The organism is Paenibacillus sp. EC2-1 (genome assembly GCF_049311625.1).
Lineage (GTDB): Bacteria > Bacillota > Bacilli > Paenibacillales > Paenibacillaceae > Paenibacillus_AQ.
On the sequence record NZ_CP186006.1, the window covers coordinates 3,308,722 to 3,333,261 of the forward strand.

Here is a 24,540-nt window from a genome sequence, read left to right on the forward strand (position 1 = left end):
ACTTTTATAATTTAACATACACGTACACACCTTCGCAAGTTGTAAGTTTTTCCAGCTATTATTAGTCATTCACCACTTGAAATATTGAATCCACGATGATGGGTAGATTATCACGAACGGAAACGGCCCCCAGTACTGATCGTGCATGGACACCCTGTTCCCTGAACACATCTAGCAGTAGATCAGAGTAGCCATTTAACACCTTATGATTCTTCAAAATTCGGCGTAGCATTAACAAATCCTTGGATTTTCACAACCCGCTTCACCTTATTAAGGGAACCCAGCGTTTCTTGAAGTACAGCAAGCACCTCAATCCCCGCCTGACGCGCAAACTCATACCCCTGTTCTGTTGAATATGTTTCTCCTAGTTTTCCATGGCATGGTCCTGGTAGTCCTTTACCGGATACATAGAGAAGATCGTTAATTAAGACAGCATTCGCGTACTTTGCAGCCGGGCTACTTGCTTCAGGGAGTGTGATACCGAGTGTCTTTAGGCGCTGTTCGATTGAATTCGACATACATCAAGCCTCCTAATCTCCAAGTTATGTGACGTGATCTCTTTTATTGTTAAGGACTGAACCAAATAATATTTGGTATATTATAGCATAAATCCAATCTTTTGTAGGAATAAATAAAGTGCATGCTTCTAATCAGCATGCACTTGTCAATTCGAATTCAGTTAAATATCAAACATATAGCTTTTATATCGCTCCATATTCATTATGGCTTGCCATACATCAGGCGTCTCTGAACCAACATACCAATATGCATATCCAGCTGGATTCCGATCTGCTAGCATATTGTGCTTCATAGATAAGGAACGTGCATCCTCCGTCCATATCCTTCGATCGATTCCGCCCTTCACATATCCTGCTTCATATTGACCTAGCCAATGATTCCACACCAAGGAAGTTGATGAAGAACGAATGCGTTGTCCTTGCTGCGTAAGACTAATTTCTTCTGATGACACCACTGGATTAATTCGCCATTCCCTAGTGTAAAGCGGCAATGCGATGACCGACTTAGAGGCTGGAACCTGTGTTAATAGCTTATCAACAGCTGCGGCGAGCCAGGGGAGTGAAGAAACGGATCCTGCCTTCGGCGACCCTCCCCAATGCTCATCATAGCCCATCAACACCACATAATCCGCATATCTTCCTAGTGCTTTATAATCGAATGCAGCCGTCCAATCCGTCCCCAGATCAGGAGATACATCTATCGAGATCACTGCACCTTGTTTATGCAACTCAGTCGATAATTCTTGAATAAAAGATGTTAGATAAGAGCGGTCCTCCGGTATAACATTCTCAAAGTCCACATTGATGCCGTCAAGCTTATACTTCTTCACATAGGCAGCAAGCTTTGTAATAACCTTTCTTCTGGCTGTTGAATCACTTAACACCTTATGGGTTATCTCTGCATTGGAGCGGTTTCCAAGCATCGCCCAAACCTTACGTCCATTATTTTGAGCCCAGTTTAGGAGCTCTATATCCGTTTCATCTGAGACGTTCCCTGTGCTCTCAATATAATACCAACGTGGCACTAGCGTATTTATCCCTGATGTCTTTGCATAGGAAATATATTGCTTCGTTGTCCCATTATATAACCATCCCATCTGGATCTCGGATGCATTATTAGCGAAAGCGGGATCATTTACCCTATTCAAGACATCAATTACATTTCCGTCATATAGTATACGGTCCATCAACACCGCTACCTCTTCTCTTGTAATTGGATCATGTGGTCGGAACTTCCCTCCACTTCCCTGCAACCAACCATGAAGTGTGGCAACACCCACCGCAGCACGAGACCAAGCTGCTAGTTCTGCTGCATCTTCATAACGACGGTATACAATCTCTTCTCCTGTAGAAGCATCAACCTTCATGGCACGCACCATCATTACAGCTGCTTCCTGTCTTGTAACAGGATCTATCGGTTTAAACAAGCGTTCACTTCTACCATGAATGATTCCTAAATTCGTTCCCGCGTGAACCCATCCGTAATACCAAGCCTGTTCCGGGACATCTCGAAAAGCTGAAATATCGTTATCAACCGGATTCATCTGTAGCAGTCTGCTCATCATTGTCGCCATTTCTGCACGAGTAACCTTATTACGAGGCAGAAAAGCCCCTGCGCCATTTCCACTCACTATATTTCTCTTCGTCAGGCGAAGAATTGCTTCTTTCGCATAGCTAGTAGAGATATCGTGATAGACGGTCTGGCTCGGGGCCTGCTTGGCTTCCACTGGTGATAATCCTGTTGAGAAGAATACTATACACACGAGCAGAAACAACATATATTTTTTCACTAGTACGCCTCGATTCTTTCATCCAATTCTTTCAACAGCATATCAGACGAAAGATATCATAGGCACTAATCAGTTGTTGGTAAATTATCAGTTTATAACCTACTAATCTCTTGAAGCGAGTATAATCGTTCCGATTCCGTCAACTCTTATCATTACATCGTTCATCATTTCAACACACTCTTCTCCAAACAATAATCGCCATTGTCCTAAATTCGGAAGTTTGACTTCTATGACTGATCTCCCAGCATAATGAAGCACATACAAGTGTTTCTCAGGGTCACCATTGGCATGATCCCGGATCGAGAAGGCAATCGCTTGCTCCGGAGCTTTCTCAAAAATCAAATGCTTGCGTATCGACTCAGCATCTTTCATTCTAAAAGCTGGGTGCTCCTTGCGTAGCTTAACCAGTCTTTGCACGAACGTTATCGCCTCACTGTGCGCTTTTGCCTGATCCCAATTCATTTGATTTACATCATCACCTAAGTTATAGCTATTGTCAGCACCGTTTTTCGAACGATAAAATTCTTGGCCAGCATGGAGAAAGGCAATCCCTTGACTGGTTAATAGTATTGAGGTTGCTAAACGATGCATAGCTCGTCGATTCTCATCATTCTCGCTCGGAGTAGATAGTACTATTTTGTCCCACAGGGTGTGATTATCATGACACTCCACAAAGTTCACCGTTTGATTCGGTTCAACTGCAAATGAAGAGAGTTCATTATTGTAATGGATTCCTGCAACGATACCTTTTTTCACTCCGGTTTCGAGCGTTTGACCACCACTAATGAACCCTTTCTTATCGAATACAAAAATATCACCCTTCACAGCATCTCTAAACCCATCGTTAAAGTATGCAATCCTCGGCATCTCTGCAGCCTGAAGCTGATTAGCTCGCTTTTCCTTGGCCAGTTCGGTCTCCATAATCCAGCCCTCACCAATCATAAGGAGCGAGGGATCTATCTCATCAAGTCGCCTGCGTATTTCATTCATCGTATCTTTATCCATTAGCCCCATTAGATCGAACCGAAAACCATCGACATGATATTCCTGAGCCCAATGCAGAATGGATTCGATGATATATTTACGCATCATCCCTCTCTCACTTGCCGTATCATTCCCACATCCCGAACCATTCGAGAGTGTCCGATCCGCAGCGTAACGAAGGTAATAACCCGGAACCAGCTTATTAAAATGAATGAGATACGCATCATACACATGATTGTATACAACATCCATGATAACCCGGAGTCCTTCATCATGTATCGCCTGAATCATCTGCTTCAGTTCTCGAATACGAACATCAGGTCGGTATGCATCTGTTGCGTATGATCCTTCTGGTACGTTGTAGTTCTTCGGATCATAACCCCAGTTATATTGCTCTTCTTGACAGGTCTCATCAACACTTTCTGTGGCAAAATCATAGAACGGAAGTACCTGGACGTGAGTCACACCAAGCCTTTTAATGTGTTCAAGTCCTGTAGCGATTCCACTAGCACCATGTGTACCGATTTCGGCGAGTCCGAGATACTTCCCCTGATGCTGTACACCGCTTCCAGGATGAACCGATATGTCCCGTATATGCAGTTCATAGATGATAGCATCAACTGCGTTCACAAACTCAGGTTTATCAGATGTCCATCGTAATGGATTCGTCTGATTCATATCTATGATCGCAGCACGATCTCCGTTAACTCCTACTGCTTTTGCATAAGGGTCGACAGCTTCATTCCACTGACTTCCGATTCGGACAAGATAAGTATAATAAAGTCCCGCCGCATCACCTTCTATTTCAGCGACCCACGTACCCTTTACGTCCTTTAGCATCTGTACTTTTTGAGTCGGCTTGCTATTCCAGTCTTCATAGAGCATGACAAAAGCCTCGCTTGCCGTTGGCGCCCATAAACGAAATTTAGAACTCTGCTGGGTATAGGTGAGCCCTAGGTCACTGCCTTCGTAATAGAAGAGATTGTCAAACTCATCCGTAAAGACGGAAACACCTCCTGTTACAGCGAGATCACCATAGTCGATTGCCGTCTTGTTGTCTTTTTGCACAGACACACTGTCCACTCCTTATTTATGGCGTTTTAGTTCTTTTAGATTGTTATTCAACTCCTCATCCCGAATAGAACGGTGCCCATATCTAGCCTGCTCGTACAATCTTATGAACTCATCTGAGATGGGCTCCTCTGATTCTTTCCATACCTTCATATCCCTTTTCGTTTCTCTCGGTGTCTTTGAAACTTTCCATTTGTATCCTTCCCGAATTTTATGGGTCAATATTCTTCTATACGCGCGCCGAATTTGAGTCGCATTATCTACAGATTCACTTTCCTTATGAATAGATCCATTTAAACGGACTCCTTCGAGCAGGCGTTTCAAACGACTTGACACCTTCTCATGCTCGATCTCTATTTCTTCATCCTCATAACCAAGAAAAGCTCCATCATGAACTTGGTGAGACATGAGTCGATTTAACCAAGCTGAACCTTTTCGGAGCAGCATCGGAAGCACTTTAACGAACCGATAGAGCAGGTAAATTATTAGTGCGATAGCTGCAATGTACACAACATAGAACGCAAGCTTTTCTAGGAATTCCATCAAGGAAGAAGGTTCTGATGGCTCATTAGCAAATGGCATCTCTGCAGCCTCTGGATCCATTTCAGGTGTTGATTCTGGTTCTCCAGGAGAGGTCTGTAGCAGTTGACCAATCCATCTAGCAAAGCTTCTGCCGAATGCAGATAGCCACGCTTGAAGCATCGGAAGTAAGGAAAGCCCCCCAATCGTGGCTGTTAAAATAATGATCATCCCTCTATTTTGCCGAAGAACCCGTTGTTCAACGATTGGTTTCTTAGAACCCGAAAGTGTCTGTTCTTCGACATAATGCCGATTTAACATAAATAAAGTCATGACTAGAGCAGACGCACCCGCTCCCGTCATCACTAAGGTATATGGCTGGAAACGTTCCATGAAGCTTAAGATAAAGCTACTTACTCCATAAATGGCTAGCCCTATAAAGAAGTACGATCCCGAATACAGAAAAGATATACCCGTCTGCTTTATACGTATACCTCGATAACATGTCACATATAAGCTAGGCACCGCCACTGCTAATCCAATATCTACACCGAACAAGATATAAGATACACTTACAGCAATGACAGATGACCATAGAAATGTCATGAGAAATGTCTTTATCCGAAGGATGTAACTCCCTGCATAGCCTAAGCCATAGCCAAGAATTACAATTAATGTCCATAATGGGATGAATGATTCTGGAAAAAGATATACCATCGGAATGAAAAGAACAGGAAAATATAACAACGTCTCAGCAAAACCCATGCCAAGAACACGAGAGAGTCCCTTCAGCTTCGCGCTCATGAAGTTCCCTCCTTCCATTCCCCTCCTCTTTCTTCAAGCATCGTTACCTGCACTCGGTGTCCATGCTCATGGAATTGGTCCAATACCTTTTGAAGACGATCGCTCATATAGGTGCTCAGGATGAGAATGTCATAACTTCCTTCCAAATGTTGAAGCTCTTGTTCCAAGTAATCATGAAAAGAAAGGACCCGAGTTAACTCCAATCTTGCAAGAGCTTCATAGATAAAGTTAAGCTGTTCCCTCCCACCTGAAACAGGGATATTGATTAATTCACTCCCACCATCGTCAAGACGTCCGTTCGCGCCAAGTCCAACTTCCATACCTTGTGTTAATAAATGAGCCGCCACCCCAGCGGCTAAACGAATTCCATATTCCACAGCCTCTGGACGGGTGGCATGACTCCACATCTGCTCGTGATCTTCGATGTTCAAATACAGTTTAATTCGGCAATCCGCCGTTGCATCTCGTCTACGTACTTGAAGTGAACCTCTTCGTGCGCTTGCTTTCCAGTGAACATCCTTTAACGGATCACCATCGCGGTAATCCCTTATTCCGGATACAAGGAAGGGGTCTTCTACGATCCATCTCCGGACGATAAGATCACCCAGCCAAGTCTGAACGGGCAGCGTCATTTCCTTAGGGTCTAATGGCTCAGGATAGACTGTCAAACCACCGTCAATTGGAAAACTTCGCACATCTGAACTACTACCCAGAAGATCACCCGAAGTCATCGATACCGTGCCAAGTTTATAAACACCTCTGTGAGTCGCTGTCACATGATGTCTGCGGACCATTTTGGTCCACGGCATAAGGCTGAAAAAACTTTTGTGATTCTGGTTGTATTGACCTTCACTAATATCTAGATTGTTTTGTCCACGGAAAGCTATTCCTGTTCTGAACTGAGACTCTACCCGTAACCATGGCACAGGAAGAACCTTGCGGTTCTCAATAATCTCTACAAGCTCAAGTGCCTCTCCTTCAAAACAAGTCGTCACTTTAAAGGATCGGCTATACGTGATTCGCTTCAGGGCAAGTCGTCGAAATAAGCCTGCCTGTAGCACGATCACAACTGCCGCAATGAGTAGTATCCAGTATGCTCCCATATGCAATCCTCCTATGGTGAGACGCTTTCTTCTGCAGGCACGGGGACTTCTTGCAAAATACGTTCAATGACGCCTTCTGCAGCTCCTGCACCACCTCTTGACCGTAACGTACCTTTGAGAAGCATGCGATGAGCCCATGTATAAGGCGCTAGGTACTTAACATCATCCGGCGTAACAAATTCTCTTCCTTGCAGAATAGCTTGCACCTGTGCTGCTTTCAATAAAGCTTGACATCCCCTTGGGCTAACACCCGATGCTACAGCTTCATCCTTACGTGTCCGCTCCGCAAGATCAACAATGTACTGCAGAACATCATCGTTCACATGAACTTTTGCAGCTGTCTCTCTTGCCTGTATCAATTCTTGAATGGACGCCGCAGCTTGCAGCTGTTCGAGGGGTTGCCCTTCTTTAAAGCGCTTTAAAATATGAACACTTTCATCAGCACTAGGATATCCCATACTGAGTTTGAACAAGAAACGATCTAACTGGGCCTCTGGGAGAGGGAAGGTACCTTGCTGCTCTAACGGATTTTGTGTGGCAATAACAAGAAACGGATCTTCTAAACGATGGGTTACTCCATCAATACTCATCTGCCGCTCCTCCATACATTCAAGCAAGCTGGACTGTGTACGTGGTGTAGCCCGATTTATTTCGTCTGCAAGCAATATATGGGTAAATAAAGGGCCTGGACGGAAATCGAATTCAGCACTTTTTTGATTAAAATAATAAATTCCACTTAAGTCAGAAGGGAGAAGATCCGGTGTAAACTGAACTCTTTTAAATGTACAATCTACGGATTTTGCCAGTGATTTTGCAAGTAGTGTCTTACCGGTACCCGGTACATCCTCAAGTAGAACATGCCCTGCAGTAATTAAAGCAATAAATAATTTATCGATGAGATCCTCTTTACCAACGATGACTTGACCAATATTCATTCTAACCTGTCCGGCTAACTCACGAACTGCGTTATAGTTTGAGATGGGAATCACTCCTTATGCATATCTACTTACTCACATAATAAAGTTCGGCAACTTCACCTAATAACCCTGTTTATTCACCCTCTTTTCTGTCGAATAAAAGCAAAAACCCCGATTCCAAGGAGTGGGACCGGAGCCTGAAAATAAGCATTATAATTTTTTGAGCCACGTATTTACCGTCTCATTGAATACATCTGATTGTTCCAAGTTTGGAAGATGTCCTGTATCATGAATTCGAATCAAGTGCGCATTCGGAAGATGCCTCTCCAGCAGCTTACACGTTTGAATATTGAATGATAGGTCGTCAGCCGGTTCCACAATTAAGGTTGGAGCCGATATTTCGGATAAGCGATTCATAGCCGGAGGTTGCAACTTCTTCGTTAGCTTCATATTCCATGTATAAAATGCTCCGTTCGATTGAAAAATGTCCATAAATCGTTGCCTTTTGCTCTCGTTCTTTGGTATAAAATACTTCCAATATCGATTGGCTTCAAATTTTGCCGCAGCCGTATGTATGCCTTTCTTCTTCGCTGTCATATAACATTTTATACCCTCGACCTTCATTCTGAATGGAAGCTTATTTCCGTTTACTGCAGGCCCAGCAAGTACTAAAGCTCTAACTCGGTCAGGATACGCTAATGCAAAATCAATAGCAACACTGCCACCAAAAGAAGCCCCAATAATAATTGCTTTCTCTACACCGAAATGGTCCAGAATCTGCCTAACATCCTCTTCATATGCGAAGGGCTCTAAAGGAATGTCCGTATGTCCATACCCCCGCTGATCATATGCAATAACCTTAAAGTTCTTATCGGCAAAATAGGCAAGTTGATCTTCCCATATATCAAGATTTGTGTGTCCACCATGGAGCAGAACCATTGTATCTCCTTGCCCGGCAACAAATATTCGGTAATTAACCCCTTTAATACTGCAAACTTCTGTTGACATCATTCTCATTAATCACCCCATTCCTCCAATCTCAAGGATCGGTCATTGCACCTAAAACTTCACTCGCCCATCGTTCACGTTCATACTCTCTTCCACCAACTCGGATATCGATATAATGCTTCACCTCTGGCTCTGGATCATAATAAGGCTGTAGGAGTTCTACCCACTCCTTATACTCCTGCGATTGACGGAATCCGATGGTATGGTCCTTAATTGCATTCCAGCGGATAAGTAACAGATATTCGTCCCTATTTTCCACACACTTATATAGTTCATGTCCAAGATAACCTCTCATTTTGGATATAATGCCATAGGCTGATCGGAATGCACTCTCAAAATCATTCATAGCTCCAGGCTTGATAACTAATGAAGATGCCTCTAATATCACGCTTATATCCCCACTTTCATATCGTAATAAGGTTATACTGTACCTATATATATGCTGATATAATAGGATAGAATACTGAATTGGAGATGAAGCATTCATGGCATTCGGCATCACGAAACAAGAGCTTAGAGAATGGCAGAAAGCAGTGGCACGAGGTGAAATTGCTTTCCTAACTCATTATTGGTATGACGAAAGATTTCCTCAGTACAAAACGGTAACCAAAGTCGGATGCAGTGATCTAAACCTCCTTAAACAATGGTGTGTGGATCATGGACTTGATCCTAGATACATTCATTACCGTATGCCTTACCCACACTTTGATCTGATAGGCCCAAAGCAAGTTGAATTGCTTCAAGCAGCATCATTAGATGAACAAGTACAACGTTTCCGTCTCTAGGTAAATAAGTGAAAGAATGCATAAAACCCACCGCCATCTCATCGCCAAGGTGATGATACTTCGGTGGGTTCTCTCATACCATATTATTACAAAAACTCTTCTATTTGTCTACGATATAGACTGTTCATTTATGGACATAAGTTCTTTGTGAATCCATATCGCAGCTGTTGCACCATCACCCATTGCTACGGTTGCTTGTTCCGCATGTACACCAAGATCACCAGCAATCCACACATTGGGAACGTTAGTCATCTTCGATCTCGGATCGGCCTTTACATGCTTGTTATTTTCGAGATCAGCACCAAGCTGCTCCGCCAGCTCCGAATGTACTTCATTACCTCCAAAAGAGATGAACCCACGCTCTGCTTCAATCTTCGCCCCGTTCTCCAGCATTACAGACCGGATCATTCCATCCGCATCACATAACACTTCCGCAATCGTTTCATCAATATACTTAATACCTTTAACTTTCATCTGCTGCAGAAGCTCATCGTCAACCGGTGTTCCCTCATGATTAATATATGATAAATCATCAGTCCGATTTGACAATAGCAGCGCCATGTTCGCCCCTGCTTCACCAGCACCTAATACAATGGTTTTACGGTTCTGCACTTCATATCCGTCGCAATCGGGACAGACGTAAACACTACGTCCGAGCGTCGGGACAAGCCCTGGAATATCAGGGAAACGGTCAGACAACCCCGTAGCAATTAATATTGTTCTCGCACGATATTCCTCCCCGCTCGTCCCGATCAGATGGAATGAATCACCCTGTGATTCTGCTTTATCGATGGTGTCATTAATAAATTGTACACCAACCGATTCAGCTTGACCTCTCCCACGCGACCTCAGCTCATCACCCGATATTCCTTCAGGCCAGCCTAAAATATTATGATAATCTCGGCACAATGTTGAGCGCCCTTTCCCTTTATCGATCACGAGAATATCGTGTACACTGTATCGACCTAATTGGATAGCCGCTTGCAAGCCAGCAATGCCTCCGCCGACAATAATGCAGTCTTTCATAGATTCACTTCCCTTCAACAATCATCACATGTGTATGGTTTCTGTTTATGTATTTATGTCCCTCAATACATTAAACAAAACCGAGCTTATTCACTCTATGTACTATTCTTTCCCAAGCTCTTCATCAACATAAAAAAACGTTGGCAACAATAGACACCAACGCTCTTCTAACTGATCATATTAGATTTCAAAGCTTCTCACAGCCATATCTGACCTGCCACTGCCCCTAAAATAACAATCGTCCATGGTGGAAGTTTCCAGAATACAAGTAACACGAATAAGGCAGCTGCAATAATAAATTCGATTGAGGTAGTAACAGAAGATGTCCATATGGGATCATAAAGTGCTGCAAATAAAATACCCACAACAGCTGCATTCATAGAAGCCATCGCACCTTGCAATCTAGTAATACGGCGCAAACTGTTCCAGAAGGGCATGGACCCGATGACTAGCAGAAATCCTGGAAGAAATACAGCAACTATTGCCAATACTGCTCCTGGAACACCTTGAATAAATACACCTATGTAGGCGGCAAACGTAAACAGTGGTCCTGGCACTGCTTGGACAGCTCCATATCCAGCCACAAACTCTTCCTTACTCATCCAACCATTCAGCATCGTTTCTGTCTCCAATAGTGGGACAACCACATGCCCACCCCCGAAAACAAGCGAACCTGTTCGGTAGAAGCTGTCCATAAGTACAACCCACTCATTCCCTGTGACCAGACGAACTATAGGCAAACCGATCAATATCACAACAAACAAGGACAAGCAGATGATCCCTGTCTTATAACTAACTCGAACAGACTGGTGCTGAACGTCAGGGGATCTTTCCTCCTTAAACAATAGCATTCCCGCTACTCCAGCTGCTGCAATGATGGCAACCTGAACCCAAGGAGCTTGCCAGAGCAGCACTGCAGCAAGTGCACCAAACGCAATACTCGCTCTTAATCGACCTGCTGCTAATTTGTTCGCCATACCTAATACTGCTTGAGCCACAATTGCAACAGCCACAAGTTTTAATCCATGAATCCACCCAGCCCCTCCTACATCAACGCCATAGATCAAATATGCAAATGCAATAAGGAGTAATACCGATGGCAGCGTAAAACCAAGCCATGCTACAATTGCGCCAGATAACCCTGCACGCATTGCACCGATACCAATTCCAACCTGACTGCTTGCCGGACCAGGCAGGAACTGACACAGTGCAACAAGATCAGCGAAAGATTTTTCATCAATCCACTTTTTTCGCACAACATAGGTCTTATGAAAATATCCTAAATGTGCGATTGGACCACCAAACGACATAAGCCCCAGTTGTAATGCTGTCCACCAGACATTCCATAACTCACGCCCCTGCTTTTTGTTTGAAGGGACATTGGGAACATGGTTTACCGGTTGTTTAGAAGACAATCGCTTTCCTCCTCATCCATTCTTAAACAGAACATTTCACATGCAGTTCCCATGATAACTGACATTTGTAAACCCTGTGTAAAATCACATAAAAAAAGAGCAACCGCTAATGACGGACTGCTCTCTCTACTCATAACAAGCTGAATCTATTTCACTTATTCACCTGAATGATTATACTACTTCAACATTCTTTTGTTTTACTCTGCTGACGTTGCAGATGATGTATATCCTGGTTTGGCTGCACCGAATCCAAATACGAACAGCATAACGACGACACCTGCCAGAATCATTAGCGGTATACTCCAACTGTTTGTAAAGTCATGCATATAACCGATCAACATCGGACCGATCGCTGCAAGTAAATAACCGAAGGACTGTGCCATTCCTGACAATGCTGCTGCTTCATGTACCGTTCGAGTCCGAAGCGTGAAGAACATGAGTGATAAGCTAAAATTCGCTCCACCAGATATTCCGATTAAGATCACCCACAATATATTAAGAGACTGTAGACCCGATAATAGACCTACATAACCTACAAACATACTTGCTGCGGATACAAACACCAGTAGACGCTGATTCGGTCTTCGACCGGCAAGAACAGGGATGATGAATGAGAACGGAAGACTGACGAACTGAAGAATTGACAGCATCCATCCTGCAGACGTGTAATCTAATCCCTGACTGTGTAAAATTTCTGGTAGCCAAGAAATATTTACATAGAAGGTGAAAGATTGGAGTCCCATGAATAATGTAATCTGCCAAGCAAGCTTTGACTTCATTAAACTTGATCCCTTTGGAGGTGCAGATACATTACTTACTGTAGCCCGTCCTTGGTGTCGTTGACCGATCCATACTAGACTAGCAAGCAAAGATAGCGCCGACCATACAATAAGTGATCCCTGCCAGCCAAGACTTGGTTGTGTAGCTAGAGGAATACTAATACCTGATGCGATTGCAGCAAGCATGTTCATTGACATGGAATATGTTCCAGTCATCAGGCCAATGTTACCCGGAAAATCCCGTTTTACAAGACTCGGAAGCAGGACATTGCCTACTGCGATAGCCATACCCAGCAGCGCTGTTCCGAGCATTAAAGTCCATGGTGACGATATGGAGCGCACCCAAATTCCTGCAGTCAAGACGATCATGCTTATGAGGAGCACGGTCTCGATTCCATATTTTCTAGCTAAACCAGGTGCCATAGGCGATAGTATAGCAAAGGCAAGCAAAGGAAGCGTGGTAAGCATCCCAGCTAATGCATTTGAAATTCCAGTATCATCACGAATGATCCCAATCAATGGACCAACGGACGTAATGCCAGCCCTCAAATTTACGGCAATTAAAATAATTCCGACAAAAAGAAGCCACTTCCGTGTCTTCGATGGCTGGTTCGTTTCTAAAGTTGTGTACCTTGATGCCATGATGCAAACCCCTCACTATAAAGTAAATATGTATATTCTAACATTTAAAAACAAACTTATCACAATTATAAGCTATCCAGCAAACACACTACCAAGTCAAAAAACCGCATCTTTTCGATGCGGTTCTTCATTACATGCTATTATTCCTTGGTTTATCGCAGTCTTGAGAAAGCTATCATACTTCAACCAAGCATTAGGCGATCATCGGACAGCTTATGTCCGCTAATCTGTTCAAATTCACCCAGTAGCTGTTCGACTGTCAGATCCTGCTTTCGATCTTCATTAACATCAAGAATGATTCTACCTTTGTCCATCATAATAAGACGATTTCCTAGACGTATAGCCTGCTCCATATTGTGAGTAACCATTAAAGTTGTTAGATGAAGGTCTTTAACGATCTCTTGAGTGAGCCGTGTAATAAGCTCTGCACGAGCTGGATCGAGCGCTGCTGTATGCTCGTCCAATAGTAAAATTTGTGGTTTTGTAAAGGTTGCCATCAGTAGACTAAGCGCCTGCCGTTCGCCACCTGACAACATACCAACCTTTGCGCGTAAACGGTTCTCAAGACCGATCCCGAGCCTTGCAAGCTGTTCTTTGAACATTTTCCGCTTATTTGTGGTCACCCCTATACTTAACCCACGAGATTGACCTCGGCGATAGGCCATCGCGAGATTCTCCTCAATCGTCATATGCGGCGCGGTACCTGCCATAGGGTCTTGGAACACCCGTCCAATCCAGCGGCTCCGCTTAAATTCTGGTAAATGACCAATGGAGTTACCATCAATCCTAACCTCTCCAGCATCAGGCTTCATCACCCCAGAAATAATGTTCATCAGTGTGGATTTACCTGCACCGTTACTACCGATCACAGTTACGAAATCTCCAGGATGTAAATGAAGGTTGATACCCATAAGAGCTACCTTCTCATCCACCGTACCGGGATTAAACAACTTAGATACACGATTCATCTGCAGCATTAGAATGCACCTCCCTCAGTTTTGCCCTGATCTAATAACTGAGCGGAACGCCTACGTGCCTGAGAGCGCTGTTTCATTGATCTTCGGATCGTTGGGACAACCAAGGCAATAATAACAATGATTGCTGTAATCAACTTCAAATCCGATGCTTCAAGCCATTTAATCTCATACGCAAGTGCAACAACAATACGATAAATGATCGAACCCAAGACCACTGCTGCTGTCGTACGGAAGACAGACCCCGTACCGAGAATTGCTTCACCGATAATAACAGAGGCCAAACCAATAACGATCATTCCGATCCCTGAACCAATGTCAGCAAAGCCAGACTGCTGCGCAACGACAGCGCCTGAAAGAGCAACTAGACCGTTAGAAATACTTAATCCAAGGATGGTTGTTGTATCTGTATTCACGCCGAAACTTCGAATCATGCGCTTGTTATCTCCAGTTGCTCGGAGTGATAAACCAAGATCCGTTCGGAAGAAACCATCGAGCAATAACTTTCCTACAATGACGATGACCAGCATAACGTACAGGGGATCCAGACTTGCAAAGATCGTCTCCTCATCCCCTATGGATACATTCGGCTTACCTAAAATTCTCATATTAATGGAATATAGTGCAATCATCATAATAATACCGGACAATAACCCGTTAATTTTCCCTTTAGTATGAAGCAAGCCTGTACACACTCCAGCCAGCATTCCTGCAGCTAAAGCACCTAGTGTAGCAACCCAAGGATCAACTCCTTTACTAATAAGAACAGCTGCTACCGCTCCACCCGTTGTGAAGCTTCCATCAACAGTTAAATCTGGAAAGTCCAATATTCTAAACGTGATATACACACCTAACGCCATCAGAGCATATAACAATCCCAATTCTATGGGACTATCAATCGTTTTGATAAAATCAATCAGGAATTCAAACATGCGTTACCCTCCTATAAGATTAAGCAAAGGCGCGGGCAGTGATGTCCGCGCCTTACTGTTACTGAATGATGTTGTTATCCGGGTCTTTGACTTCCTGCTTCATTGCATCCGTAACTTCAATACCGTACTCAGCAGCTACCTTAGTATTCAGAATCAAGTCCAATTTATCTGGAATCGTAATTTTCATATCCGCTGGCTTCTTACCATTCTTCAGGATATCTACAGCCATTTGCCCAACTTGATATCCATGGTCGTAGTACTTGAAACCAACTGTAGCAAATGCACCTTTCTCGACTGTATCACGGTCACTTGAGAAGAATGGAATCTTGTTCATTTTTGCAGTATTAATAATTGCATCTGCACCACTAACCACTTTGTTATCTAGCGTGATATAGAATGCATCGACCTTGCCTACTAATGACTCAGCAGCTTGTTTTACCTCAGAAGTATTCGTTATGGAAGCTTTTATAAGCTCAATTCCATGTTCTTTCAGTGCAGCTTCAGCTGTCTTTGACATTACAACTGCGTTGGCCTCACCTTCATCAATAATAAGTCCAATCTTCTTCACGTTAGGAAAATGAGTGCTAACAAATTTCATGAGTTGTGTCGTCGCTTCTGGATTCGTGTCCGATGCTCCTGTTACGTTGCCGCCTGGCTTTTCCAGATCGCTAACCAACTTAGCGTCAACCGGGTCAGTAACTGCTGCAAACAATACCGGAGTTTCCTTTACATTTTTGACAACTGCTTGTGCAGAGGGTGTTGCAATTGCGATGACTAGATCGTTCTTATTATCTTTGAGCTTTTGTCCAATTGTCAGGTTGTTGGTCGAATCGGCCTGAGCATTGTTATAATCCAGCTCCATATTGTCCTTCTCAATAATCCCGCCATCTTTAAGGGCTGCCATAATTCCCTCACGTGTTGCGTCAAGCGATGGATGCTCAACGTATTGGGAGATGGCAATCTTGAACGATTGCTTGTCCGTGCCACCTTCCGAACCTTTCGATGGCGTGTCTGCTCCTTCTTTATTTCCGCATCCAGCCGCTGTCAGCAACAAGGCTGACAATGTTAATGATAACCACATTTTTTTCTTCATGATATTAAAACCCCTCTCTTTATCGAACTAATTAATAATCGACATAAAGCGACACCGCTTAGTCGCTTTTATCAATCAAAGCATTACTGCAAAAAAAATTCGAACAACGGTATATTATGGATATTTTATATGGAGGGAGATGGTTACGTCAATTAAGATTTTTAAAGTGAATCATAAAAGTCTACAATATAAGTGCTTATATCAGAAGTTCTTATAATAGGTCCCCCTTCATTCGTAGAAATTTATCCTATTGGTAACTTTCTATACATTTAAGTTGACTATGTGGCAATAATTCACTACAATTTTAGAAGTATGCATTTTGAGTAGAAATCCGATAAAAGAACAGGTGATATATCATGGCTGAAGAACAGCAGTCCTACCAAATTTTATTATATTATAAATTCGTCCAAATCGAAGATCCTGAAACTTTCAAGAATGAGCATTTGCAATATTGTAAAGATCTCGGGTTAAAGGGCCGTATTCTCGTTTCCTCGGAAGGCATTAACGGTACGTTATCGGGAACTATTGAACAGACCGAACAATATATGAAAGATATGAAAGCAAATCCGCTATTCGCAGATATGGTCTTCAAAATTGATCCTTCCGAAGGTCATGCTTTTCACAAAATGTTCGTCCGTCACCGTAAAGAACTCGTAACCTTCCGTGTAGAAGATGAACTAGATCCTAATGTCATAAGCGGAAAAAGACTTTCTCCTCAACAATTCTTTGAGCAGCTTCAGCAAGACGATGTCATCGTACTTGACGGTCGCACAGATTACGAATATGATATTGGCCATTTCAGAAACGCGATTCGTCCAGAGGTAGAGTCGTTCCGTGAATTCCCTGATTGGATTCGTGAGAATATGAGTCAGTATAAAGATAAAACCATTCTTACCTACTGTACTGGTGGCATCCGCTGTGAGAAGCTTACCGGTTTCATGCTGAAGGAAGGCTTCCAGGATGTTGCTCAGCTAGATGGCGGCATTGTAACGTATGGTAAGGATCCAGAAGTACAAGGAAGACTTTTTGATGGAAAATGTTATGTGTTCGATGAGCGTATTTCCGTACCTATTAATCATACGGATGAGGATATTATTGTAGGTAAATGTCATCACTGTGGTGAACCTGCAGACCGCTACATCAACTGTGTCAATGATGCTTGCCATCTACAACACATTTGCTGTGACAAGTGTGACGAACTGCATAACGGCTTCTGCTCCGAAGCTTGTGAAGAGACCGTAGCAGCTGGATAATATATCGTATACGTTTATCGTAAACACAAACGGCATGCTCGCTTAATAAGCGAAGCATGCCGTTTTGTTATAGTAAAGTCTTATTAATCTTCATGAAATACAACGAGTTCCTGCTCAATAGCCGCTTTAATCAGCTCAACACACTCTTCTGTCGTCTTGCCGAATACACGTTTACCATTGACGAGGGCATACGGACGAATCTTACACAAACCACATAAATTCATACAGTCTGCGCGAAGGACAGCAATTTCAGGATACAGTTCCTCTAAGTGTTCAAGATCCAACGCACTCATTAAATTGCTATCACAAACTTCCACTACCACGATCCCCATCATTACAATCACCTGAATTCTTTTGTTAGAATGTCCGTTAATTATGAGGAAGGCAGACGTTTTTGTCAAATGGGAGTTCTTGAATCATAGATTAAACTTTAAACACAGCAGGTTTAACGCACACCGGTTTCGATTGCTCAATAGTCTTACCTGTAAACTGAAGCATTCCATTCTCTGGGTTAACCGTGTATAGCACTAGATTGTCACCGTCACGGTTCGCCACAACCATAAATTTACCTTCTGGCATTAGTGAGAAATGACGTGGATGACCACCTTCTGTTGAAATGAATTGAATAGGAGTTAGCTCACCTGTACTTGGATCAACGGAAAAGACCACAATACTATCATGACCACGATTCGATCCATACACTGTAAGACCGTCTTCAGAAACTGCAATTTCTGCACAATAGCTCTCACCCGTAAAATCATCAGGGAGTGTAGATAACATTTGAATTGCCTCTAAACGCCCCTCTTCAGATACATAACGGAAAGCTTTCACCGTTGAATTCAATTCATTAATAACATAGGCATATTTTCCGCTTGGATGGAAAGCCAAATGTCTTGGACCTGATCCTAACTCTAACAATGTTTCGCCATGAAACTTGAGTGTATTATCCTTCTTATCGATCTGATAGGAGATGATTTTATCTAATCCCAAATCCTGAATGAACACATATTTCCCATCAGGACTGAAGAAGGCCGAATGTGCTCTAGGCTGTTGTTCCGCATTCGAACGATGTCCCTCATGAAATTGCTCATTTAACCATTTCGAAGCCACAGCATGCTCATCTAACGCGATTAATCCAACACTGCCTCCGTGATAACTAGAGACAATCAAATACTGATCTTCAGGATCTCTCTGTATATGGCAAGTTGAACTGCTGCTTCCTTGAACTCGGTTTAATTCAAGCAACGCTCCTGTAGAAGGGTTAATCTCAAAAGTAATAACTTCTCCAATCTTCCCCCCATCTTTAGCAACTTCGCCAATGGCATATAAGCGATTTGTTTCTGTATTGATATTAAGGAATGTTGGATTCTTGACTCCAGATACTTGATGCAACAACGTCAAATCACCATTATCCTGATTGAATGAGTACACACAAATTCCATTTTCACTTGCTTCTGCATAAGAACCTGTAAAAACTAAAGTTTTTGTTGAAGTTTCCATATATGTACCTCTCCTTTAAACTGCCATCTTTCGATGGAGTATGTATATGTCTCTACCATGTTACACTTCCTACTTCGAAGAAATCAATCCTGCTTGTATTAATGATGCATATATAAAAAAAGCTGCCCGACAAAAATCCTTCTGCCGGGCAGCCTTATATCTTCTTATATTAACCTTCCAGCAATAGAGACTCCGGATCTTCAAGGAGTTCCTTAACGGTAACTAGGAAGCGTACGGCTTCTGCACCGTCAACGATACGGTGATCGTAAGAAAGCGCGATATACATCATCGGACGATTCTCAGAACGTTCTGCATCGATAGCAACCGGACGAAGCTGAATTTTATGCATGCCTAGAATACCTACCTGCGGAGTATTCAATATCGGAGTTGAGAGAAGTGAACCAAATACTCCTCCGTTCGTAATTGTAAAGGTTCCTCCTTGCAACTCAGATAAGGATAAAGTATTACTGCGGGCTTTGCCAGCAAGATCCACGATTTCCTTCTCAATCTGAGCGAATCCCAGTCGATCTGCATCACGAACCACAGGTACAACCAAACCTTCTTTGGCTGAAACAGCAATACCAATATCGTAATACTTCTTAAGGATAATATCCTCACCATCAATTTCAGCGTTCAATAAAGGATATCGTTTCAGAGCGCCTACAACTGCTTTGGTGAAGAATGACATAAATCCAAGGCCTACATCATGCTTTTCCTTGAAAGCATCCTTACGACGTTTACGAACGTCCAGAATAGCTGTCATATCTACTTCATTAAAAGTCGTAAGCATGGCCGCGGTATGTTGCGCTTCAACCAATCGATTAGCAATCGTCTGACGACGACGTGACATACGCTTACGTTCTGTTGGCTTCCCTGCAATCTCAGCGGGTGCAGATGGAGCCGCAGCCTGAGGGGCTGGTTTCTCAGACACAGCTGATTTACTTGCCCCATTCGAATGGTTCTTCACATCTTCATGATAGATACGACCGATTGGGTCACGGCCCTGTACCTGGTCCAGATCAATCCCGCGCTCACGTGCTAGTTTCCGTGCAGCAGGTGAAGCTTGAGGTATAGAACCTTCTCCACTCTCTGCCGGAGGTGCTGGCGATTTCGGTAACTCAGCAGCAGCCTGAGCTGCTGGTTGTACTGGTGCTGGAGCCTCAACCTTTGCTGGCTCACTGCCCACTCCTTCTTCTGGGGAAATCTGACCGATAACTTCTCCGATCGTTACATTGTCCCCTTCTTGGCGAAGGATCTTTTGCACAACACCGCTTGCCTCCGCGCTAATTTCAAGATTGACCTTATCCGTTTCTAACTCGAGCAAAACGTCACCGATGTTAACGCTATCCCCTTCTTTAACATGCCATTTGAATATCGTTCCTTCGGTGATGGATTCGCCCATAGCTGGTACAGTTATTTCGTTCACAGCCGCTTACCTCCCCAATGAGATCTGTTGATTTATAGTTTTGCGATTAAGGGCAAAAGAAATGATGGTCTGTTGTTCATAAATATGCACATCCTGATATCCGCTTGCAGGACTAGAACGCTCCGGACGTCCGCTATAACGAATTTCGGTTCCCTTAGGTGCAATTTCACGAATTCTTGGTTCCATGTAACTCCATGCGCCCATATTCTGAGGTTCTTCCTGAACCCAAAGAATTTCTTTCAACTTCGGATACTTGCTCATAATGCGTGCAATTTCCTCTTTCGGGAATGGATACAATTGCTCTACACGAATGATATGCAACCAAGAGTGATCTTCATCTTTCTGTTTCTCAATTGCTTCTTCGAGATCTACAGCAACTTTACCCGAGCATAATACGAGACGTTCAACTTTCTTCGGTGTTTCACCAAGACCTGGTTGTTCAATAACCTCTTGGAAAGAACCTTCGCTGAAAGCTGTCGCAGGTGATGCAACTCGTGGATTCCGTATAAGACTCTTTGGAGCCATAAGAACAAGTGGTCTAGCATCTTCCGTATTTACGATAGAAGCTTGACGACGAAGAAGATGGAAGTATTGAGCTGATGTTGTCAGGTTAGCAACCGTCCAGTTGTCTTCGCCACCCAGTTGCAAGAATCTTTCCAATCTTGCACTAGAATGTTCAGGGCCTTGACCTTCATAACCATGAGGAAGCATCATCACGAGACTAGATTTCTGTCTCCATTTGGAACTTCCAGATGTAATGAACTGATCAATAATAACTTGAGCACAGTTCGTAAAGTCACCGTATTGAGCTTCCCAAATGACAAGCGTTTCAGGTGAATACACGTTATATCCATACTCAAAGCCCAAGACTGATGCTTCGGAAAGCGGGCTATTGTGAATGGCAAAAGAAGCTTTTGCCTGCGGCAAACGGTGTAAAGGACAGAAAGTCGAGCCATCGACAGCATCGTGAAGCACAAGATTACGATGTGCAAAAGTTGCTCTTTCTGCATCCTGGCCCGTAATACGAATAGGCTGAGCGTCTGATAGAATGGTAGCAAACGCTAATGTTTCAGCATGTCCCCAGTCTACTTTTTCACCTTCTTGAAGTGCACCACTACGACGTTCAAGAATTCGTTGAAGTTTAGGATACACAGTAAATCCTTCAGGCCACTTAAGAAGCTCAGTATTGATTGCGCTGAGTGTCTCAACAGGTACACCTGTCTTCACTTTCGGCTTGACGTTCTCGTTCGATGGATTTAAACCAAGTAACACATGATCAACAGGCTCTTTAGACTTAACCCTGTCGTAAGCTTCTTTCAAACCATTAAGAACTTTAGCCTTCAACTCATCAGCTTCAACTTGGCTCATTTCTTGATTACTTACTAGTCTATTCATGTACAGATTTGCTACTGTCGCATGTTGTTTAACCTTTTGATAAATAAGAGGTTGCGTCGTTTCTGGATCATCTGTCTCGTTATGACCATATCTGCGATATCCAACAAGATCAATAAGGAAATCCTTCTTAAACTTGTTACGATATTCGCTTGCAAGACGCGCAGCAGCGATACATGCTTCTGGATCATCTGCATTCACATGCACAATTGGAATTTCATATCCTTTAGCGAGATCACTCGCATAATGAGTGGAGCGTGAGTCCTTACCTTCTGTTGTAAAACCGATACGATTGTTAACGATAATATGAATCGTTCCACCATTTCTGAATCCAGGAAGCTTATTAAAGTTAAGTGTCTCTGCTACAATGCCTTCGCCAGGGAATGCTGAATCACCATGAATAAGAATGGTCGCAGCTTTATTCACATCTTGTTTCGGATACCCTGGTTCACTGCGGTCTTCTTGTGCAGCGCGAGCAAAACCTTCTACTACTGGATTAACAAACTCCAAGTGACTCGGGTTATTCGCAAGGGTAACACGAACTTCATGAGCATCTTCTTCCTTCAAGAAACGATCTGCACCAAGATGGTACTTCACATCTCCCGTCCAGCCATAGTTAATTCCCATGGAACCTTCTGAAGGCACAAGGTGTTTATTCGGAGAATTAAGGAACTCCGAGAAGATTTTGCTATAAGATTTGCCGAGAACATGCGCAAGAACATTCAATCGTCCACGGTGAGCCATTCCCATGAGAATGGAGCTAACATCAGCGTGAGCCATTTCTCTTACAATCTCATCAAGCATTGGAATGAGAGCATCATTACCTTCAATAGAGAAACGCTTAGCTCCTACAAAAGTACGATGTAAGAACTCTTCAAACTGCTCCGCTTCGAGCAATCTCTTAAGAAGATGCTTCTTCTCTTCCGCGGTCAAAGGAGCTGGGTTAGTACCAGATTCAGCTTGGCTGTTCAGCCAGTTGCGCTCTTCTTCTTCATGCACATGACTGAATTCATAGGCGATCGTTCCCGTATATATTTGATGCAGCCTTTGGATCGCCTCCCACCCATTCTTTACATCGCTAGGAGCTTCCTCCCAGACAACTTCTGCAGGTAAGGCAGCTAAATCCGCTTGGCTGAGTTGGTATGTTTCAGGTTGAAGTAGACGCGTGTCCACTTCCATTCCGATGCCAATCGGATCAATGTCTGCAGCAAGATGACCGTAAGTTCTGATGTTCCACACCAGCTTACCGGCACTCACGCCCTTTTTCAATAAACTACGATCGCATGTACTACCGGATTCCTGCGTATCCGCTTTCTTTTCTTTGTTTGGCAAAGATGGAGGAGATCCCCAACTTGCGAACAATTCACGATATGCTGGTTCCACAGATTGTGGATTTTGTAAAAACTTCTCGTACTGGTCTTGAATGTACCCCAAATTCGGACCGTGATATTTCTGCCATGGTCCCTCTGTCATTCTGTCAAGGGTCTTCATCGCTGACTCCCTCCGTCAGATTATTTTGATAGTTCAAGGACGGAAATTCTAATTACAAGTTCATTATAATACACTTAAGCACTATACCGAAAATAACCTTTTTATATAATAATCATCTCATAAACAGATGAATTTACGAATATTTCGTGACATTTCAGTTATCAAAGAGCTGGCAAGTCCAATGAATTTACATTAAAAGGATTAATATCCATTAATACTGATATTCACAACCATTCCATCTGCCTAATAGGATCAGGCCCTGTTTCTTGACCGATAAGCCCCATCAATTGTTTAGCATTGGCTGCAGCATCTCCACCAGAGTTATTGTTAAATATAAGCCAGCATTCTTGGGTGCTGTTAAGCAAGGTTAGCAGATTCTGCTTCCATTCCTGCAATTCTTCTGTATTATAACGATATAAATATCGCACCTCACGCCAATTCGCTTCACCACTTGAATGCCAGCCCGCCGTATTTCGTCCGTGAAGACGGATCATCGTCGCATGAGACTGCGTGGGTTCAAGCACAACAGGTATCGAGCCAATACCTGCATCCGGTTCATCAGCAATACTATGAATCCAGCCCTCATCTCGCATGAACTGAAGCGTCTTATCACGATATCCAGGTGCAAACCAGCTCCTATTCCGGAATTCAAGCGCAACAGAATATCCGTCCATCCATTCCCTAGTTCTCTTTAGTATCTCAACATGTTTTCGATCACAATCGAACCATGGTGGATACTGGAATAAAATCGTCTTCAGCTTATTCTCTTTACGCAATACATCTGCCGACTCCTTAAATGCTTCAAACATGGATCTCATATCAGGATATGGGATTTTGCCGCGCGAATGACCCGTCATACCTTGATAAGCTTTGACAATAAAACCAAAGTCATCAGGGGTTTGGATGCTCCATTTGTACATTCGATCTGGCGCGGGTATAGCATAAAACGAATTATCCATCTCTAGGATCGAAAAATGCTGCGCATATACTTTTAGCTTATCCCCCGGCTTTGTACCCTCCACATAGAGATCATCGTGGTCTCCCCAACCTGACAAGCCAATATATATTGAGTCTCGTACCACTTCTTCTATGGGCATAATCTTTCCTCCCTCCATATC

General features: G+C 43.3%; 22 protein-coding genes. 2 read left to right on the forward strand and 20 right to left on the reverse strand.

Features of this window, described 5'->3' with window-relative positions; genetic code table 11:
- Nucleotides 1–61 precede the first annotated feature (61 nt).
- The 9 genes from ACK8P5_RS15365 to ACK8P5_RS15405 all read right to left on the reverse strand — a co-directional run bounded on the left by ACK8P5_RS15365 (nucleotide 62) and on the right by ACK8P5_RS15405 (nucleotide 9,102).
- Nucleotides 62–217 (reverse strand): hypothetical protein, encoded by a 156-nt coding sequence (locus tag ACK8P5_RS15365; RefSeq protein ID WP_422657140.1) that lies wholly within the window; start codon nucleotides 215–217, stop codon nucleotides 62–64.
- Nucleotides 204–518, reverse strand: coding sequence for a RidA family protein (locus ACK8P5_RS15370; RefSeq protein WP_422657141.1), 315 nt, complete (start codon nucleotides 516–518; stop codon nucleotides 204–206). The genes ACK8P5_RS15365 and ACK8P5_RS15370 overlap by 14 nt, the downstream gene beginning before the upstream one ends.
- 161 nt (nucleotides 519–679) lie before the next feature.
- Nucleotides 680–2,308: an S-layer homology domain-containing protein gene (locus ACK8P5_RS15375; protein WP_422657142.1), complete on the reverse strand. Its 1,629-nt coding sequence runs from the start codon at nucleotides 2,306–2,308 to the stop codon at nucleotides 680–682.
- 102 nt (nucleotides 2,309–2,410) lie between these two features.
- Nucleotides 2,411–4,366, reverse strand: coding sequence for a type I pullulanase (pulA, locus tag ACK8P5_RS15380; RefSeq protein ID WP_422657143.1), 1,956 nt, complete (start codon nucleotides 4,364–4,366; stop codon nucleotides 2,411–2,413).
- 12 nt (nucleotides 4,367–4,378) lie between these two features.
- Nucleotides 4,379–5,686, reverse strand: a complete 1,308-nt coding sequence (locus tag ACK8P5_RS15385; protein ID WP_422657144.1) for a DUF4129 domain-containing protein — start codon at nucleotides 5,684–5,686, stop codon at nucleotides 4,379–4,381.
- Nucleotides 5,683–6,789, reverse strand: a complete 1,107-nt coding sequence (locus tag ACK8P5_RS15390) for a DUF58 domain-containing protein (protein WP_422657145.1) — start codon at nucleotides 6,787–6,789, stop codon at nucleotides 5,683–5,685. Before ACK8P5_RS15390 ends, ACK8P5_RS15385 begins: the two co-directional genes overlap by 4 nt.
- 11 nt (nucleotides 6,790–6,800) lie before the next feature.
- Complete coding sequence (locus ACK8P5_RS15395; RefSeq protein ID WP_422661487.1) at nucleotides 6,801–7,724, reverse strand: AAA family ATPase; 924 nt, start codon at nucleotides 7,722–7,724, stop codon at nucleotides 6,801–6,803.
- 192 nt (nucleotides 7,725–7,916) lie between these two features.
- A complete protein-coding gene (locus ACK8P5_RS15400) occupies nucleotides 7,917–8,717 on the reverse strand; it encodes an alpha/beta fold hydrolase (protein WP_422657146.1) in 801 nt (266 codons plus the stop codon).
- 28 nt (nucleotides 8,718–8,745) lie between these two features.
- Nucleotides 8,746–9,102 (reverse strand): antibiotic biosynthesis monooxygenase family protein, encoded by a 357-nt coding sequence (locus tag ACK8P5_RS15405; RefSeq protein ID WP_422657147.1) that lies wholly within the window; start codon nucleotides 9,100–9,102, stop codon nucleotides 8,746–8,748.
- A gap of 97 nt (nucleotides 9,103–9,199) precedes the next feature.
- Between ACK8P5_RS15405 and ACK8P5_RS15410 the strand changes: the two genes are divergently transcribed.
- The gene (locus ACK8P5_RS15410) at nucleotides 9,200–9,499 is read left to right on the forward strand and encodes a hypothetical protein (RefSeq protein WP_422657148.1); all 300 of its coding nucleotides are present in this window, start codon (nucleotides 9,200–9,202) and stop codon (nucleotides 9,497–9,499) included.
- A 108-nt stretch (nucleotides 9,500–9,607) separates the two neighbouring features.
- On the opposite strand, the gene ACK8P5_RS15415 is transcribed toward ACK8P5_RS15410, so the two are convergent.
- The 6 genes from ACK8P5_RS15415 to ACK8P5_RS15440 form a co-directional block, all read right to left on the reverse strand.
- Nucleotides 9,608–10,525 (reverse strand): NAD(P)/FAD-dependent oxidoreductase, encoded by a 918-nt coding sequence (locus ACK8P5_RS15415; protein WP_422657149.1) that lies wholly within the window; start codon nucleotides 10,523–10,525, stop codon nucleotides 9,608–9,610.
- A 197-nt stretch (nucleotides 10,526–10,722) separates the two neighbouring features.
- Nucleotides 10,723–11,835, reverse strand: coding sequence for a chromate efflux transporter (chrA, locus tag ACK8P5_RS15420; RefSeq protein ID WP_422661488.1), 1,113 nt, complete (start codon nucleotides 11,833–11,835; stop codon nucleotides 10,723–10,725).
- Nucleotides 11,836–12,137: 302 nt separating this feature from the next.
- On the reverse strand, nucleotides 12,138–13,361 hold the full coding sequence (locus tag ACK8P5_RS15425) for a CynX/NimT family MFS transporter (protein WP_422657150.1): 1,224 nt from the start codon (nucleotides 13,359–13,361) through the stop codon (nucleotides 12,138–12,140).
- 182 nt (nucleotides 13,362–13,543) lie between these two features.
- Nucleotides 13,544–14,338, reverse strand: a complete 795-nt coding sequence (locus ACK8P5_RS15430) for an ABC transporter ATP-binding protein (RefSeq protein ID WP_422657151.1) — start codon at nucleotides 14,336–14,338, stop codon at nucleotides 13,544–13,546.
- On the reverse strand, nucleotides 14,338–15,267 hold the full coding sequence (locus ACK8P5_RS15435) for an ABC transporter permease (RefSeq protein ID WP_422657152.1): 930 nt from the start codon (nucleotides 15,265–15,267) through the stop codon (nucleotides 14,338–14,340). The genes ACK8P5_RS15430 and ACK8P5_RS15435 overlap by 1 nt, the downstream gene beginning before the upstream one ends.
- Before the next feature lie 58 nt (nucleotides 15,268–15,325).
- Nucleotides 15,326–16,360, reverse strand: coding sequence for an ABC transporter substrate-binding protein (locus ACK8P5_RS15440; protein ID WP_422657153.1), 1,035 nt, complete (start codon nucleotides 16,358–16,360; stop codon nucleotides 15,326–15,328).
- A 356-nt stretch (nucleotides 16,361–16,716) separates the two neighbouring features.
- Between ACK8P5_RS15440 and ACK8P5_RS15445 the strand changes: the two genes are divergently transcribed.
- Nucleotides 16,717–17,613 carry a rhodanese-related sulfurtransferase gene (locus ACK8P5_RS15445; RefSeq protein ID WP_422657154.1) on the forward strand — a complete coding sequence of 299 codons (897 nt, stop codon included), beginning with the start codon at nucleotides 16,717–16,719 and terminating at the stop codon, nucleotides 17,611–17,613.
- 83 nt (nucleotides 17,614–17,696) lie between these two features.
- Here ACK8P5_RS15445 and ACK8P5_RS15450 read toward each other — a convergent pair whose 3' ends face one another.
- The 5 genes from ACK8P5_RS15450 to ACK8P5_RS15470 form a co-directional block, all read right to left on the reverse strand.
- Entirely contained in the window at nucleotides 17,697–17,945 is a 249-nt protein-coding gene (locus tag ACK8P5_RS15450; RefSeq protein WP_422657155.1) for a DUF1450 domain-containing protein, read from the reverse strand.
- 91 nt (nucleotides 17,946–18,036) lie between these two features.
- The gene (locus ACK8P5_RS15455; RefSeq protein ID WP_422657156.1) at nucleotides 18,037–19,113 is read right to left on the reverse strand and encodes a lactonase family protein; all 1,077 of its coding nucleotides are present in this window, start codon (nucleotides 19,111–19,113) and stop codon (nucleotides 18,037–18,039) included.
- A gap of 169 nt (nucleotides 19,114–19,282) precedes the next feature.
- Nucleotides 19,283–20,539 carry a 2-oxoglutarate dehydrogenase complex dihydrolipoyllysine-residue succinyltransferase gene (odhB, locus tag ACK8P5_RS15460; RefSeq protein WP_422657157.1) on the reverse strand — a complete coding sequence of 419 codons (1,257 nt, stop codon included), beginning with the start codon at nucleotides 20,537–20,539 and terminating at the stop codon, nucleotides 19,283–19,285.
- Nucleotides 20,540–20,545: 6 nt separating this feature from the next.
- On the reverse strand, nucleotides 20,546–23,422 hold the full coding sequence (locus tag ACK8P5_RS15465; RefSeq protein WP_422657158.1) for a 2-oxoglutarate dehydrogenase E1 component: 2,877 nt from the start codon (nucleotides 23,420–23,422) through the stop codon (nucleotides 20,546–20,548).
- A 224-nt stretch (nucleotides 23,423–23,646) separates the two neighbouring features.
- Complete coding sequence (locus tag ACK8P5_RS15470; RefSeq protein ID WP_422657159.1) at nucleotides 23,647–24,519, reverse strand: DUF72 domain-containing protein; 873 nt, start codon at nucleotides 24,517–24,519, stop codon at nucleotides 23,647–23,649.
- Nucleotides 24,520–24,540: the final 21 nt, after the last annotated feature.

What these genes read in the sequence shown, in the direction of transcription:
- ACK8P5_RS15370 (WP_422657141.1), bottom strand. Translation starts at nt 518, where the DNA reads ATGTCGAATTCAATCGAACAGCGCCTAAAGACACTCGGTATCACACTC.
- ACK8P5_RS15385 (WP_422657144.1), bottom strand. Translation starts at nt 5,686, where the DNA reads ATGAGCGCGAAGCTGAAGGGACTCTCTCGTGTTCTTGGCATGGGTTTT.
- ACK8P5_RS15390 (WP_422657145.1), bottom strand. Translation starts at nt 6,789, where the DNA reads ATGGGAGCATACTGGATACTACTCATTGCGGCAGTTGTGATCGTGCTA.
- ACK8P5_RS15395 (WP_422661487.1), bottom strand. Translation starts at nt 7,724, where the DNA reads ATGAATATTGGTCAAGTCATCGTTGGTAAAGAGGATCTCATCGATAAA.
- ACK8P5_RS15400 (WP_422657146.1), bottom strand. Translation starts at nt 8,717, where the DNA reads ATGATGTCAACAGAAGTTTGCAGTATTAAAGGGGTTAATTACCGAATA.
- ACK8P5_RS15410 (WP_422657148.1), top strand. Translation starts at nt 9,200, where the DNA reads ATGGCATTCGGCATCACGAAACAAGAGCTTAGAGAATGGCAGAAAGCA.
- ACK8P5_RS15415 (WP_422657149.1), bottom strand. Translation starts at nt 10,525, where the DNA reads ATGAAAGACTGCATTATTGTCGGCGGAGGCATTGCTGGCTTGCAAGCG.
- chrA (WP_422661488.1), bottom strand. Translation starts at nt 11,835, where the DNA reads ATGTCGTTTGGTGGTCCAATCGCACATTTAGGATATTTTCATAAGACC.
- ACK8P5_RS15425 (WP_422657150.1), bottom strand. Translation starts at nt 13,361, where the DNA reads ATGGCATCAAGGTACACAACTTTAGAAACGAACCAGCCATCGAAGACA.
- ACK8P5_RS15430 (WP_422657151.1), bottom strand. Translation starts at nt 14,338, where the DNA reads ATGCTGCAGATGAATCGTGTATCTAAGTTGTTTAATCCCGGTACGGTG.
- ACK8P5_RS15435 (WP_422657152.1), bottom strand. Translation starts at nt 15,267, where the DNA reads ATGTTTGAATTCCTGATTGATTTTATCAAAACGATTGATAGTCCCATA.
- ACK8P5_RS15440 (WP_422657153.1), bottom strand. Translation starts at nt 16,360, where the DNA reads ATGAAGAAAAAAATGTGGTTATCATTAACATTGTCAGCCTTGTTGCTG.
- ACK8P5_RS15445 (WP_422657154.1), top strand. Translation starts at nt 16,717, where the DNA reads ATGGCTGAAGAACAGCAGTCCTACCAAATTTTATTATATTATAAATTC.
- ACK8P5_RS15450 (WP_422657155.1), bottom strand. Translation starts at nt 17,945, where the DNA reads ATGGGGATCGTGGTAGTGGAAGTTTGTGATAGCAATTTAATGAGTGCG.
- ACK8P5_RS15455 (WP_422657156.1), bottom strand. Translation starts at nt 19,113, where the DNA reads ATGGAAACTTCAACAAAAACTTTAGTTTTTACAGGTTCTTATGCAGAA.
- ACK8P5_RS15465 (WP_422657158.1), bottom strand. Translation starts at nt 23,422, where the DNA reads ATGAAGACCCTTGACAGAATGACAGAGGGACCATGGCAGAAATATCAC.
- ACK8P5_RS15470 (WP_422657159.1), bottom strand. Translation starts at nt 24,519, where the DNA reads ATGCCCATAGAAGAAGTGGTACGAGACTCAATATATATTGGCTTGTCA.